At 54.2% G+C, this 15160-nt stretch carries 11 protein-coding genes; 6 read left to right on the forward strand and 5 right to left on the reverse strand.

The genetic code is table 11. The features are described 5' to 3' along the window. Positions 1 to 31: 31 nt before the first annotated feature. Positions 32 to 1057, reverse strand: a complete 1026-nt coding sequence (locus tag BN3772_RS20600; protein ID WP_042201862.1) for an alpha/beta hydrolase family protein — start codon at positions 1055 to 1057, stop codon at positions 32 to 34. Between the two features lie 44 nt (positions 1058 to 1101). Further along, the gene (locus tag BN3772_RS20605) at positions 1102 to 1992 is read right to left on the reverse strand and encodes a pectinesterase family protein (RefSeq protein WP_042201865.1); all 891 of its coding nucleotides are present in this window, start codon (positions 1990 to 1992) and stop codon (positions 1102 to 1104) included. A 72-nt stretch (positions 1993 to 2064) separates the two neighbouring features. Here BN3772_RS20605 and BN3772_RS20610 point away from each other — a divergent pair, with 72 nt between their 5' ends. Continuing rightward, on the forward strand, positions 2065 to 2991 hold the full coding sequence (locus tag BN3772_RS20610) for a helix-turn-helix transcriptional regulator (protein ID WP_086074684.1): 927 nt from the start codon (positions 2065 to 2067) through the stop codon (positions 2989 to 2991). Here the strand turns inward: BN3772_RS20610 and BN3772_RS20615 are convergent. Then, positions 2962 to 4416 carry a glycoside hydrolase family 28 protein gene (locus BN3772_RS20615; protein ID WP_244444804.1) on the reverse strand — a complete coding sequence of 485 codons (1455 nt, stop codon included), beginning with the start codon at positions 4414 to 4416 and terminating at the stop codon, positions 2962 to 2964. The genes BN3772_RS20610 and BN3772_RS20615 overlap by 30 nt on opposite strands. Positions 4417 to 4433: 17 nt before the next feature. Then, the gene (locus BN3772_RS20620; RefSeq protein WP_209443684.1) at positions 4434 to 5999 is read right to left on the reverse strand and encodes a glycoside hydrolase family 43 protein; all 1566 of its coding nucleotides are present in this window, start codon (positions 5997 to 5999) and stop codon (positions 4434 to 4436) included. Between the two features lie 201 nt (positions 6000 to 6200). On the opposite strand from BN3772_RS20620, the gene BN3772_RS20625 reads away from it, so the two are divergent. The 4 genes from BN3772_RS20625 to BN3772_RS20640 all read left to right on the forward strand — a co-directional run bounded on the left by BN3772_RS20625 (position 6201) and on the right by BN3772_RS20640 (position 12366). Further along, positions 6201 to 8429, forward strand: coding sequence for an AraC family transcriptional regulator (locus BN3772_RS20625; protein WP_157643632.1), 2229 nt, complete (start codon positions 6201 to 6203; stop codon positions 8427 to 8429). A 380-nt stretch (positions 8430 to 8809) separates the two neighbouring features. Continuing rightward, positions 8810 to 9790: an ABC transporter permease gene (locus tag BN3772_RS20630; protein WP_086074686.1), complete on the forward strand. Its 981-nt coding sequence runs from the start codon at positions 8810 to 8812 to the stop codon at positions 9788 to 9790. A 12-nt stretch (positions 9791 to 9802) separates the two neighbouring features. Then, complete coding sequence (locus tag BN3772_RS20635) at positions 9803 to 10687, forward strand: carbohydrate ABC transporter permease (RefSeq protein ID WP_042201870.1); 885 nt, start codon at positions 9803 to 9805, stop codon at positions 10685 to 10687. Positions 10688 to 10821: 134 nt separating this feature from the next. Continuing rightward, on the forward strand, positions 10822 to 12366 hold the full coding sequence (locus BN3772_RS20640; protein ID WP_042201871.1) for a DUF3502 domain-containing protein: 1545 nt from the start codon (positions 10822 to 10824) through the stop codon (positions 12364 to 12366). Between the two features lie 83 nt (positions 12367 to 12449). Here BN3772_RS20640 and BN3772_RS20645 read toward each other — a convergent pair whose 3' ends face one another. Beyond that, the gene (locus BN3772_RS20645) at positions 12450 to 14345 is read right to left on the reverse strand and encodes a PrkA family serine protein kinase (protein WP_042201872.1); all 1896 of its coding nucleotides are present in this window, start codon (positions 14343 to 14345) and stop codon (positions 12450 to 12452) included. A 280-nt stretch (positions 14346 to 14625) separates the two neighbouring features. Between BN3772_RS20645 and BN3772_RS20650 the strand changes: the two genes are divergently transcribed. Continuing rightward, positions 14626 to 15160: DUF2161 family putative PD-(D/E)XK-type phosphodiesterase (locus BN3772_RS20650; protein WP_042201873.1), on the forward strand; the 535-nt coding region annotated here is incomplete at its 3' end.

The following is a 15160-nucleotide window of genomic DNA, read 5'->3' on the forward strand; positions in this document are numbered from 1 at the left end:
CATTCCTCCTGTCATTTATCTATAATAGTAGTCAATCTGCAAGCTGCCCGCGCAGCCAGGCAAACGCCGGACCGCCGTGAATCTCATGCCCGCCTGAGAAAAAATCTGCCCCGACCTGCCCGCTATGCCCCGCTGCACTGTAAATCTGCTGCAGTCTGCCCAGCGCAAGCTTTGATCCTGCAGGGCCGAATAACGGATCACCATCACCTGACTCCAGGAACAGGCCGCGCGGCGCAATTAACCCCAGCAGGTCCGGCATTTCGGCTTCCAGCAGTATCCCCGGAATGTAGTTATCCAGGCAGTGGTTCCGTGTAAGAATACTAGCTGCGAATGTATTGGCATAGCCGCTGACAACGGCACAGGCAATCCGCTCATCCAGCGCCGCCGTGAAGCCGGCTACCAGTCCGCCGCCGGAGATGCCCATAATGCCGATATGCCCGCTGCGCACCTCACTGCGGGTCTCCAGATAATCAAGCACCCGCATCGTCTCATAGATGCGGTAACCAGCCATCGTCTGTCCGGCCATTAACAGCGCCGAGGACAGGCGGAAGCAGGAGTTTTTGCCAGGCTCACCGCTCAAGCGGTCTTCATCCAGCCGCCGGTCGCCGAAGCCAAACACCTCCGGAGCAGCCACTACAAAGCCTTCTTTAACAAGCGATACGGCAAAATCCTTATGAAGTCCCGGGTCCCTCTGCCGTTCTGATCCGTCCGGGTCCAGGCCGGTAATCTCCCGGCTGCCATAGCCATGTCCGTGAACGGCTACAACGGCCGGTGCGGGAGAAGCTGAAGCCCCTTCCGGAATCAGCAGGTACAGCGGCATACGCAGTCCCTCGTAGGTTGTAATCTCTATCCGTTCCCGGATATATCCGGGACAGGCTACCCGCTCCAGCAGCACGGGTTCAAGCCCGGTACGCGTCTCCGGGAATCCGCCCAGCTTCTCCGTGAAGGCTGCGGCAAGCCCGGAACGCCACTGCCCGAAAGGAAGCTCCTCCCGGAACGCGGAGCTGCGGGGTGCGGAATCTGTCAGGTTGTTCATGTATTGCTGCAATACATCCATTTCTTGTTCGCCTCCTGCATACTGTCTGCGATGTTAGCAGACACTCAATATCCCTCCGGATGCCAGCCGCCGAGGACGTTCAGCACCCTGTATTCCGCCGCTTCCTCAGCATTCAGCTGCCGGGACCATGATACTCTTGCCTGCGGACCAGCCCCCGGTCCGCTGCTGGCATATTCCTCATAACGGCTGGTTGCCTCCCTGTCCGGCTGCCCCCAGTTATGCCAGCCTTCCGGCGTAACCGAAGCATCCATCCCGGTGCGGATAAAAGCCACACGGGCATAGGGACGCCATGGACGGCCCAGATAGACATCGCTGACTCCTTCTCCCCCGGTGATCCCGCAGTTCAGGAACACGTAACCGAATCTGGCGCCTTCCGGTGTGGAAGCTGCGGTAATATAACCCCGGGAACGCTTGTTATGCAGCTCGCAGCGGTCAAACAAAGCGGTCGCGGGACCGAAAATATAATCCACATCACCTTCGATATAGCAGTTATCGTAATATTGCCTGCCTTGGCCGGTATACAGCGTATCCTGATCCCCGAGCAGGCGGACCCGCCGGAAGACAGCCTGATCTGCATCAATAAAAGCAGCTACGGCCTGACCGGTGCCCGGGCCGGAGCTGTTGCGGACAGTCAGATTCTCGGCGGTGAAGACTGACGCAAAGACATTTAGCGTACCGGTTCTGAATGTGCCGAGCGGCTCGCCGTCCGGGCCGAGCGTATGCGCGTTGTCCGACCAGCTCAGGATGGTCGATTCTGTATCCTCACCCAGCAGCAGAATGGGAGGCAGCTGCTGTCCTACTGTAATTTTTTCCTCATAGATTCCGGGTCTGATACGGATGGTAACCGCTGACCTGTACTCCGGGGGAATAGAATCCAAGGCCTCCTGCAGGCTGCCGAATCCGCCGGTATTATCCTTTGAGACTGTAATTAGCATACGCGGCTCCTTTTATATCTGTCTTAATTTATTCTATAATAGCCGTAACGGCCTGAAGAGAAGAGGAGATTCATGACCAGCATAACCAGCCCAAATCCCAAATATCATATAGCAGACAGCCGGTACAGCATCCAGCATATGAAGCGCAAAGGCATTACCGCTATGCCGCGCCCCCATAGACATGAATTAATAGAGCTGTATTATCTGCTGGAAGGGGAGCGCGTCTACTTTGTCGATGACAGGGTGATCACCGTTCATAAAGGCGAGCTGATTCTCATCCAAGGCAACGAGCTTCATTCCACAGCCAGCTCAGAAATCGCCGAATTTGAACGGATTCTGATTAATTATGATCCGGCTCTGCTGCCGGTGCAGCTGCGCAGCAGAGCGCAGTGGTTCCACAGCCGCAGCTACCGGCTATTCAGGCTTACACTGCGCGAACAGGACGAGGCGGAAAGCCTGCTGAACCGGATGCTGGAGGAATGCCGGCTGCAGAAGCCCTTCTATGAGACCTGCATCATAACGCTTCTCACCGAGCTGATGATTCTGCTGCAGCGTTCCGAGACTACCTCACAGGCCGGAGCAACCAAGCATCCGCTCCACCAGCTGGTTACGGAAGTTGCCACCTACATCCGCGGCCATTACCGCGAGTCACTGACCCTTGAGCAGACGGCCGGGCATTTTTTCATCAGCCCCTCTTATTTGAGCCGGGTGTTCCACCGTCTGACAGGATTTCATTTCCGTGAATACATCGTTCATATCCGGGTCAGGGAAGCTGAACGTCTGCTCGCCGGTTCGGCGGATAAAATCCAGGAGATCGCCTCGGCGGTCGGCTTCGAGCATCTCTCCCACTTTAATAAAACCTTCAAAAAATCAACGGGGCTGACTCCGCTTCAATACCGGAAGGAAGCCAAAGCCCGGCCGTCGTCCGGCTCCCGGATTACCGGAGAGGCCGTAGACCATGACATTATTTTAACTCCGGCTGATGGACAGCTGATCTGAATTCGTGACAGAGACGTTTCTGCATTTATGAATCTGCACCTCAGGCAATTCTTCAGTCTGCAGACCGATGTTATCAAGTCTTAACCCGTCGCCGTTACGCAGGATGATGCCGCGCTTGCTGACGGCTTGCAGATTCCCAACCGTTAGTTCAGCGAGCGGCAGCTCCGGTAATCCGTTCACCAGCAGTGCGGTATCCGCCCCCTGGCAGACAATATTGCGGAGGGTGATGTTCCGGAACTGCGGTGTTTCTTCGGTTACCGGCAGCAGCTCCTCATCATGCCCCTCCGAGCCCTCTACACCTGCGTAGAACATGTGGAAGGACACTGCTTCATGAAGGATACCGCTCATGTCGATGTTCTCCATAACAATATCCTCAACAACACCGCCTCTGCCTCTGGTGCTCTTGAAGCGCAGCCCGATATCAGTTCCCATGAACAGGCAGTCATGCACTCTGACCGCATGCACACCGCCGGACATTTCACTGCCGATGACCACTCCCCCGTGGCCGTGATACACGGTGCAATGACGGATTGTGATATAGCTGCAAGGTATACCCAATCTCCGGCCTTCTTCATCCTTGCCCGATTTCAGGCAGATGGCGTCATCCCCTACATCGAAGCTGCAATGCTCGACAAGCGCATGGCTGCAGGATTCCAGGTCAATTCCGTCCCCGTTCTGCGAATACCAGGGATTACGCACCTGGACCTTCCGTACCGTAATCTGCTCACAGGCCATCGGATGCAGGTTCCAGGCAGGCGAATTCTGAAAGGTCGGACCTTCCAGCAGTACCCTGCGGCAGTTCCGCAGGCTAAGCAGCACAGGCCGGAGATAGGCCCGTGCAGGCAGATAAGCCTCTACACTCGTATCCCCGCTCTCCTGCAGGCTGCGTACGTACGCCTCCCCTTCCATCGCTTCGCGCGACGGCCACCACATCTCTCCTGCTTCATCAAGCACCCCGCCGGAGCCGGTCAGCTTCTTCCACTGCAATTCTGTCATCTTGAAGCGTTTGACCGGACGCCAGCCCTCTCCGCCGCCGTCGAATATTCCATCGCCTGTAATTGCCACATCGCTCAGACCCTCACCGTCCAGCGGTGACTGGCAGCGCCAGCCGGATGTACCCTCATAGTAGGAAGGCTGCAGCGGGTACAAAACCGGGTCCGGGACAAACTGTACCAGCGCTCCTACCTGGGCATGCAGGTTGGTCCGGCTGCGGAGGGTAAGCGGGCCTGTACGCCAGATTCCCTGCGGAATAATAACCGTTCCGCCTCCGGCAGCAGCGCAGGCATCAAGCGCAGCCTGAATGGCAGAGGTACACAGCGAGAAGACTCCGGCTTCTGCACCATACTCCGTAATATAAAAAGTCCGATCCGGAATCTGCGGAAGCTCCGGAAGCGGATAAGCTTCAATTATTGGATTAATACTCATTATTATTTCCCCCTTCCCTATTCAAGCCCTTCATAGCTGAACCAGTCGAAATCTGCAGCATTAATGCTTTCCGCCCCCTGAGAGCTGGCATACATACCAATGTATGCCCCGGTAAAGCCTCCTGCCAGATCGGTACTAAGCACCGTTCCGTCCGCCTTCTCATACAGTGCAGTCCATTTATCGGATTCAGAGGTTCTGTAATAGAAGCTGTATTCCTGTCCCTTTGCTTCCACCTTGAACTGCACTTTGCCCGGTGTGTATGCTCTGGAAGCCAGCAGCTGCTCACTGCCGCCGCGGCGCTCGATCAGGCGGAGCACCTGCTGGCCCGCATCCTGCCCTAATTCATAGCGGAAATGATAGTTTTCATTCTGCAGCAGGACAAGTCCGGCTGCTTCACCCTCCTGCACCGGGCTGAACATCATATCCGCCGCAGCGCGGAAGCTGAGGTGCTGCTGCCGTCTGCCGATAAAGGACGGATTCTCCACTTCGGAGAGCCGCTGCGGCTTCAGGCGAAGCCGCAGATAACCCGGCTTATCGGTTAGACTCCAGAATTCGCCGCGCGGTGTCCGCAGGAAATTCCAGCTCAGGCCCAGTCTGCTATCCGCAAAATCATCACGCGCCGGCAGCTCGGGCCACTTAGTCTCCGGCAGATCCGGTGCGGCTGACTCAAATTCCAGCACGCCTTTGCCGGGATTCACTACAGGCCACTCATTCTCCCAGGCTACCGGGGTGAGAAAGGTTTCGCGCCCCAGGTTGCGGTAATAGCCGCCGCAGGTCCGTGAAGCCAGACAGAACATCCACCAGTCCCCGTGCTGGGTCTCGACCAGCTCGCCGTGCCCGACGTTAACAATCGGATATTGTCTGCCTAGATGGCGGTGGGTCAGGATCGGATTGGCCTTGTGCCCTTCATATGGCCCTGCTACATGTTTACTTCTTGCGATGGTAATTGCATGGGTATGTCCGGTGCCGCCTTCGGCGATCAGCACATAATACCAGTCCCGGATCCGGTAGACATGCGGACCTTCCTGTGCGTGAGCCACTTTAAGCGCGCCCTGCCAGATACTGATTTTTGGTCCTGTCAGCTTACCTGCCTCCAGGTCAATTTCCTGCAGCCAGATGTCCATATGCTTCGGATAATCCTGGCCTTCAGGCGGAACGCGGTTGCCGGTGTAGTACACCTTCCCGTCTTCATCGAAGAATAGCGAAGAGTCGATGCCGGGAGCATCCTCCAGCCAGACCGGATCAGACCAGTCTCCGGCGGGATCAGTGGCGGTGACATAGAAGTTGTGCTGGTTTTTGTCATTATCGACATAGGTTGTAATCATATAGAAGATTCCCTGATGATAGCGCAGAGTCGGCGCCCAAATGCCCATCGAAGGAATCGTATGATCTAAATTAAGCTGCGAGGGGCGGTCAAGCACATGGCCAAGCTGCCGCCAGTTGACCAGATCCTTGCTGTGGAAGATCGGAACGCCGGGGAAAAATTCAAAGCTGGAGGTAACCAGATAATAATCCTCACCGACACGGATGGCCGAAGGGTCAGGGTAAAAGCCCGGCATAACCGGATTGCGGAATGTTCTCAATACAAGAAGCCTCCTTAGGGCGGAAAATATGTAAGCACCACCAATTATAGTTCGCCCATGTTCAACTTTCTTGCAATTTCCATGCTCAATTTGTTCATTTTTATACTTTCATGCTCTATCCTTGCTTTTTCACACCTTGTCAGGAGATTCCCCGTCCCACTAGAATAGGTATAGATGGATTTACACGAAGGGGCGATCAGCTTGGGCAAAAGAAAGAGATTATACACCCGTTTTTTTATGAGCCTGACCACAATATCTGTCTGCTGCATACTCGTGCTGGCTGTTGTCATCTTTTTCTGGTACCGTAATATTTCAATAGCCAATGTGAACAAGGCCAACCGGAATGTGCTGCTTAATACTGAAACCGTATTCAAGAACTATAAGGAAATCGTCCAGAATTACACGATGGATTTCTATGCCAACCCGAACATCAACGCGTTGATGATGAACGGAGATACAAGCTGGAGCGACCAGCTGTACAGTGCCTTGAGCCAGATTAAGGGTGCCCTGGTGGTTAACCAGTACCTGGAGAACGCTTATATTTTTGGTGTAGATGAGCCTGTTGCGATGTTTGAAAATATGCCGCTGAGTCCGGAATCCAAGCTGCAGCTGGCAGAGCGGATGCGGGATAGCCGGATTGTTGAATCTCCGTTCCTGTGGGATGCCGCCTTAAATAACGGCACCCCGGTAAAGCTGATGACCGTTTTTTATAATGACCGGGCTTTTGCGGACAGTGAATATTACGGGGCTGTTGCCTTGACGGTAAACTTGTCCAAGCTGCAAAACAATCTTTTCACTCAGACTGAAGGCGAGACCACCCGCTACGCGGTGCTGGACCGAAACGGGACAGTGCTTATGCACAGTGCGCTTTCAGGTGATCCGCTGGAAACAGCAATGACGAATCAGATAGTGGACTCCGCCCTGGAGCAGGGATCCTTTGTTTATAAGGGAGGCGGGGAAGCCCGTCTGGTTACTTTTGTATACTCACCCAAGGATAAACTGTGGTTCATGTCGGACACCCCCTATAAGGACAGCATCCGGGATATATCGAGCGCCCGTAATCTGATGATTACGCTGTGTCTTGCCCTGATAGCAGCAGCAGCCGTCGTCTCCGGACTGATCTCCCGGCAAATGTACCAGCCGATCGGCCGGCTGTTCGGCAATATCCTCCATCTGTCCGGCAATGAGGAGGCGCTGAAGAGAGGCGGTGATTTCGCCTCTGCCAGCCAGGAGCTGGAAATGATCGGAGCTCGGCTCAACCAGCTAAAAAAAGAAAGTGACGACAGCGCACTGATGCGCTGGCTGCTCTCCCCACGCAGGGCTCCTGACGAATCCGTTAAGCCCAATATGAGCCTGGGCACGGCCGGGGGAGCATACTGCGTATGTGTGCTTGCAGTGATGGAGGAGCTTCCAGCTCCCACACTGCAGCAGATATGCGGCGATGCAGTTGCACAGATCCGTACGGAATTCTCCGGACTGGCTGCTGTACAGGCTTTTCACCCGCATGAAGGGTCGGCGGTCCTTATCTTAAGTGAGCTTCACAGCGGAAGCTTAGGAGATTATGCCCTCTACCGCAGTAACTGGGAGGCGCTCGCAGTAGGGCTAACACAGCCCGGAGTACGCTGTGCACTCGGTATCAGCGGCTTGACGGATGATCTCAGCCTCCTGAAGCCGAATTATATTGAAGCGGCCAACGGGCTCCATTATGTTAAATTTCTGGAACAACGCAACATTGTTTTTGCTGATGACACAATTCACCTGAACAGCAGTCCGGTACCTGACAGCACGTTAGAACCGGTGCTGCAGTCTGTCAGATTGCCTGAACAGCGAAGCCATATCCCCCAGGCGGTGGAGCGTCTGCTTGCCGTTGTGACCGGCTACCGGATAGAACTGGCCATAATCGCCGTATGCAGGCTGGCTCAGGAGCTTGAGCGCACTGCCGGTCCGGGCAGTGAAATCCGGCATTCCGGATTTCTGGATTACTACCAGGCGATCTCACAGCTCCAGAGCTATGACAAGCTGCGCGGCTGGCTGGAGGAATGCTGTTATACTGCTGCCGGCCGGATCGATGGCATGAGTGCTGTGCAGTCCCGTAGTGTCGCGGCTGAAGCCATCATCTACATCAGGGAGCGTTACAATGACCCCGGGCTGTCGCTTAACTCGCTTGCCCAGAAGCTGTCGCTCAGCCCGGCGTACCTCAGCAGGCTAATTGCCGAAGAAGTAGGCTGCAGCTTTCCCGATTTTGTCAATTTGGTCCGGCTGGAGCAGGCTGAGCTGCTGCTGGTTAACGAGCTCGGGCTGGATATCCGGGACATCGCCGGCAAGGTTGGTTATAACAGCAGCACCTACTTTACCACGCAATTTAAAAAGCGCTACGGGGTGACCCCGTCCAAATGGCGGATGAGCCATATTCTGCGGCAGCAGGATTAACGCGCAATGCAGTCCCCGTAGTGGTGGCGAAGGGCAATAAAAAGAGATGTTCGAATGCAGCAGCTGGCTGTCCGGACATCTCTTTTTGCACGAGTATGCCAGGCCAATTCTGCCTACAGTATTCCAGACAATCATCAAAAAGTCTCCCATTTATGCCTGTTTCTCCCCCTGTTTGCCCCCCGGATACGCCTTTTCATGCCCAAAACGCAGAAAAATGAAGCCTTTTACGTTTTTTTAAGCCCGTAATTTCCGCTTTTTTTAACTTTTCCCCGTTTATTTTGGTAGCGTTTACATATGCATCAGACTTATGCTTTGCCTTGTAAAGCGTGCTGCTGAAGCACGGAAGAAATGATAACGCCAGCATAAAGGAGTGACTGTTAATGATCCAAGAGGCTGCACCCGGAACACCGGTACGGCACAGCCCGGGCCCCAAGACTTCCCGTATCGGAAGACTCCGCAAATCGCTTAGGCGGGACAGCTCGCTGTACCTGCTCGCCCTGCCGGGCATCATTATTCTGATTCTGTTTGCCTACCTGCCGATGAGCGGCCTGATTCTCGTCTTTAAGAACTACAACTATAATGACGGAATCTTCGGCAGCCCGTGGGCCGGCTTCTCCAACTTTGAATTTTTCTTTTCCAGTATGGAGGATGCCCTGCGGGCTACCCGCAACACCGTAATGTTGAATGCGCTTTATATGCTGACCGGCACCTTCTGCTCTGTGGCGATCGCCGTTATTCTGAACGAGCTGCGCAGCAAGTGGTTTATTAAGGTGACGCAGAGCGTGATGTTTTTCCCCTATTTTATCTCTTGGATTATTATCGGGGCGATCCTCTTCTCCCTGCTGGATTATGACAAAGGCATTCTCAACCAGCTGCTTCAGGCGCTCGGGCTCAGTCAAATGGACTGGTACTCCAGTCCGTGGCTGTTTGTAGTCATCCTGGTGCTGGCGAATATCTGGAAAAGCGCCGGCTATGGCGCCATCATCTACTATGCTGTGCTGCAGGGGATCGATACCTCTTATTATGAAGCGGCCAAAATCGACGGGGCTTCCCGGTGGCAGATCATTACCAAAATCACCGTTCCGATGCTAATTCCTTCCATTATATTAATGACCCTGCTCGGGATCGGCGGGATGCTGAAGGGCGACCTGAGTATGATTATGGGCGTCACCTTCCTTAACCCGCTGCTGCTGCCGACCACCGATATCATTGACGTCTATGTCTACCGCACAGCCATCCGGTCCGGCGAATTCGGCTTTGCTTCAGCCATTACCCTGTACCAGTCCGTCTTTGGCTTCATTCTGGTGCTGCTGGCCAACAAGCTGGCGGGCTGGTATGACAAAGACAGCAAACTATTTTAGGAGGCCAGAATCATGCCCGCTACTGAAAATAAAGGCCTGCTCGTTTTCTTTTACATCTGCATCGCTGTATTCTCGGTCATCTGCCTTGTACCGTTTGTGCTGGCGGTGTCCGGCTCACTTTCCACGGAATCGAGAATTGCCGCCGAAGGCTACTCCTTCTGGCCGCGCGGCTTCAGCCTGGAAACATATCAGTTCCTGTTCGGCTCCAAAGCCGAGCAGATCATACGGGCATACTCTATGTCGCTCGTTGTAACCGTTCTCGGTACCCTCACCGCCGTGCTGGTGACTACCGCCTATGCCTACGTCATTTCTGTCAAAGGCTTCCGGCTCAAGAACGTCTTCGCCTTCTTTGCCTACTTCACCATGCTGTTCAGCGGCGGAACACTGCCGTGGTATCTGCTCAGCACCAAATATTATCATCTCGGGGATACGCTGCTCGGACTGTTTATTCCTTATGTGCTAAGTGTCTTCCTGATGTTCCTGATGGCTAATTACTTCCGCAGCATTCCGCATGAAATCGTGGAGTCAGCGCAGATTGACGGTGCGGGCCACCTGAGGATCTTTTTCAGCATTATGATCCCGCTCGGCCGGGTCGGGCTGGTTACGATCTCCCTTTTCTACGCGTTGCAGTTCTGGAATGACTTCTACCTGCCGCTGATGCTGGTGACCGACCAGGAGCTCTATACGATCCAATATCTGATGTACAACATGATGGCCAACATCCAGTTCCTTGCCTCCGGCAATGCTGCACATGTTGGAGGCGCTATCATTGCCCCGCCGCTGGAAACAGCCAAAATGGCCATGACCTGCCTGACCGTTCTGCCGATCGCCATACTGTATCCGTTTCTTCAGAGCTTTTTCGTTAAAGGGATTATTGTCGGATCAGTCAAAGGCTGATTCCGGCATCCAGCAGCTATGCAGATTGCCCCAGGCTTGTGCCTCCGTATCCCGGCATGTTGTACAATGGGTACAGGAGCACGGCCGATGCAATATACGCCTCATGTGTACATTCTAATTCAGGAGGGTTCATCATGAACAAGAAAAAAGGTTGGATAAGTCTGCTCCTCTCCGCTGTGTTCCTGTTAAGCGCCTGCTCCCAGGGCAATAATGAAAGCGCTAACTCCGGCAATGTCGGCAGCACGGGCGGCGAAGAAACAACACCGTCATCTACAGCTGACAGCACAAAGGACAACGCCACTTTGGCACCGGCCAAGCTGAAGATCGTCCTCTACGGCGATGAGTCTAACCGGATGAAGGAGCTGGCGAAGACCGAGTTCTACGATGTAGTCAAAAAAGAAATCAATGCCGAGGTGGAATTCCAGTTCCTGCCCTGGACCGAATACGGCGGCGGTAAAACCGACCTGATGCTCTCAACGGGCGAGGATTTCGCCACCTATACCGACACCAACTACATGGTAAAATCAGTTGCCAAAGGCCTGTATGCCGATCTTACCCCATATGTCGCAGCTTTACCGGATCTGAGTAAAAATGTCGATGAAGCTTCCTTCACCGCCTTCCAGCTGAGCGGCAAGCAGTACGCGATTCCTGTAGGCAATAAGCCGAACTCCGCCGAATTTTACAGCGTGCTGGTCCGCCAGGATCTGCTGGAGGAGGTTGGCATGACCCAGGTGACTTCCCTGGCCGAGCTTGAGGCTTTTTATGATAAAGTCCATGCCGTTCATCCCGAGCTGGTCGGATATGCCGGTACCGATGCGCGCAGAATGCTGCTCTATGATTACACTGACCAAAACCTCTACTGGCAAAATGATTTTATCGCGCTTGATGAATCCGTCCAGGATGACAAGATCATCAGCTGGTTTGAAACCGAAGAATTCAAAGCTTATTCGAACCTGATGCGCGGCTGGTATGACAAAGGCATTATTCCAAAATACGCCGCCACCAATGTGCCCCAGCTGCAGTCCGACTGGAACTCCGGCAAGGCCATGATCTGGGCTGGAACAGCAGCCCGTCCGTTCGAAGGGGCAGCTACCATTTCCCAGGCGGTTCCTGATGCCAAGCTGGTCAACTATTTCCTCGGCACCGGCCGTCCAAAAATCAGCCGTGGCACATACAGTACCGCCTTCTTCGTCTCTGCCGCAGCCAAGGACCCGGAACGGTATCTCATGTTCTTCAACCTGCTGCAAAAAAACCAGGAGCTGTATGACCTGTTCGCCTATGGTATTGAAGGCACCGACTACACCCTGGATGCGAACGGCCGCCTGACCAAAATCACCACCGATTCGCTCATTCCCGACTGGCTGCTGATGAACAAAAACTTTATCCGCTTCGATAACACTGTACCGGATGATTTCATCGCCGATTACAAGGCCTGGGATGACGGAGCCATCATCTCCAAGGGTGCCGGCTTTAACTTCGACAACACACCGGTCAAAAATGAAGAAACCAAGCTGAACGGTGTATTAACCGAATACCTTGCCCCGATCGGCAGCGGCTTCAGCGATTATGAAACTGCCTTCCCGAAAGCGCTGGAGCGGCTGAAGGCGGCGGGCATCGACAAATATATTGCCGAGTACCAGAAGCAGTTCTCGGAATGGTATGCGAAGCAGTCGAAATAAACACCAAAAAAACAGCCATGTCAGCATGAACTCATTGACATGGCTGTTTTTTGGTCTTTTGGCTGCCCTTCATCAAAAGGCGCTTACCGGTTCAGCAAGCTTCCCACATATTTCAGCAGCTCATTGGCGCAGATCGGGCAGTAGTTGTGCTCCTCGATCAGGCGTCTGGACACCTCATTGATCCGCTTCAGCTGGCTTTCATCCGGCGTTTTGGACGAGGTGGTGATCTTCACGATATCCTTCAGATCGGTGAACAGCTTCTTCTCAATCGCTTCACGCAGCCGGTCGTGATTATTGTATTCGAACTTCTTGCCTTTGCGCGAGTACGCCGAGATGCGGATCAGGATCTCTTCGCGGAAGGCTTTTTTGGCGTTCTCCGAGATGCCGATCTGCTCTTCAATCGAGCGCATCAGCCGCTCATCCGGCTCCATCTCTTCATCTGTAAGCGGATCACGGATTTTGGTCCAGTTGCAGTACGCCTCAATGTTGTCGAGATAGTTCTCGAACAATGTCTTGGCTGACTCTTCAAAAGAGTAAACAAACGCCTTCTGCACTTCGCTTTTGGCGAGAATATCGTATTCCTTGCGGGCAATGGAAATGAAATTCAGATAACGCTCGCGCTCTTCCTTGGTGATCGAAGGGTGGGAATCCAGTCCGTCCTTAATCGCCCGCAGCACATCCAGCGCATTCATGCACTGCAGATCACCCTTAATCAGGGCGCTGGAAATCCGGTTAATGACATACCGCGGATCGATGCCGGACATGCCCTCATCCAGATATTCGGTCTGCATCTCCTTGAGATCGGCTTCCTTATAGCCCTCGACCTCTTCGCCGTCGTACATCCGCAGCTTTTTGATCAGGTCCATCCCCTGCTTCTTGCTCTCCTTGAGCCGGGTCAGGATGGAGAAAATCGCAGCGGCCCGCAGGGCATGCGGCGCAATATGCACATGCTTCATGTCGCTCTGGCCGATCAGCTTGGCGTAGATCTTTTCCTCTTCCGATACTCTCAGGTTGTACGGCACCGGCATAACAATCATGCGGGACTGCAGCGCTTCGTTCTTTTTATTGGAGATAAAGGATTTGTACTCTGTTTCATTGGTATGGGCCACGATAAGCTCATCCGCGCTGATCAGCGCAAACCGTCCGGCCTTGAAATTTCCTTCCTGGGTCAGGGACAGCAGGTTCCACAGGAACTTCTCGTCGCACTTCAGCATTTCCTGGAATTCCATCAGACCGCGGTTGGCCTTGTTCAGCTCCCCGTCGAACCGGTAGGCGCGCGGATCGGATTCCGAGCCGAATTCGGTAATGGTCGAGAAGTCGATGCTGCCGGTCAGGTCGGCAATATCCTGTGATTTCGGATCAGACGGGCTGAAGGTCCCGATGCCGATACGTTCCTCTTCCGACAAAATAACGCGGGTAACCTTGACCTGCTCGATATCGCCGTGATATTCATTTCTTAGCCGCATCTGGCAGGACGGGCATAAGTTACCTTCAATCCGTACGCCGAGCTCACGCTCTATCTCCGGGCGCAGCTCCAGCGGAATCAGGTGCAGCGGCTCCTCATGCATCGGGCAGCCTTCAATTGCGTATACAGCGCCGGCATCGGTACGTGAATATTGCTCCAGGCCGCGCTTTAACAGCGTAACCAGTGTCGATTTACCGCCGCTGACCGGCCCCATAAGAAGCAGAATCCGTTTACGGACGTCGAGCCGGCGGGCAGCGGAATGGAAATACTCCTCCACCAGCTTTTCAACCGCACGGTCCAGCCCGAAGATCTCCTGCTCAAAAAACTTATACCGCTTGCGTCCGTTAATGTCCTCTACGCCATGTGATTTGATCATGTCGTATACGCGTGAGTGAGCCGTTTTAGCGGGAGAAGGGTCTTTTCTCAGCAGTCCTATATAGTCCTTGAAGGTACCGCTCCACGCCAAACGGTCATTCTCAGCCCGATACGAAGCTATTCGCTCAAAAATGTCCATTGCTCGCTGCCTCCTCTTGCGCTCCTACTTGCTCGATTGGCTTTAAAAGTGTATTACATACCTATGCGGGGAGCCCGGAATAGTTGACCTCTTTTTTGCTGTGCTATAATAGAGAATCATTATGAATACTAGAACTTCACATTTAACGTTAGTTATATAGATGGAACCGGAAAAGCTGCACACATGAAAGATACTGTGAACGAGCAGGACATCTGCAAGGAGTGACTTTTGATGGCGATCAGGCATGAAATAACCAGCAATACTGCAGGGAGTGACTACGATGGCGATTAAGCATGAAACGGAGCTGTATGCTCCTCTTAAGGCTTATTTTGAGAGGTATGGCTACTCAATCAAGGGTGAGGTGCGCACCTGTGACCTTGTTGGCCTGCGGGAGGGCGAGGATCAGCCGCTGATTGTGGAGATGAAAAAAACGTTCAACCTCGCCCTGCTGCTGCAGGGGGTTGAACGTCTGCGCCTCAGCCCCAACGTCTACCTCGCCGTGGAACGCGTCCGCGATAAAAAAGGCGCGGTGAACCAGCGCTGGGGCGAGCTCACCGGGCTGTGCCGCCGGCTCGGCCTCGGGCTGATCACCGTCGTCTTCTACAAGACGAAGGCTCCGCTCGTCGAGGTGCTCGCGGAGCCTGGCGACGCGCCGCCTCAGGTCCGCAGCGGCGCACGGCGGCGCGAGAAGCTGCTTCTCGAGTTCCGCGAACGCAGCGGGGACTACAACACCGGCGGCAGCACGCGCGTCAAGCTCGTGACTGCCTACCGCGAGAAGGCGCTGCGCGTGGCACCCGCCGCTGCAGTAGTCCCCG

The organism is Paenibacillus camerounensis (assembly GCF_000723885.1).
In the GTDB taxonomy this organism is placed as follows: Bacteria; Bacillota; Bacilli; order Paenibacillales; family Paenibacillaceae; genus Paenibacillus_AQ; species Paenibacillus_AQ camerounensis.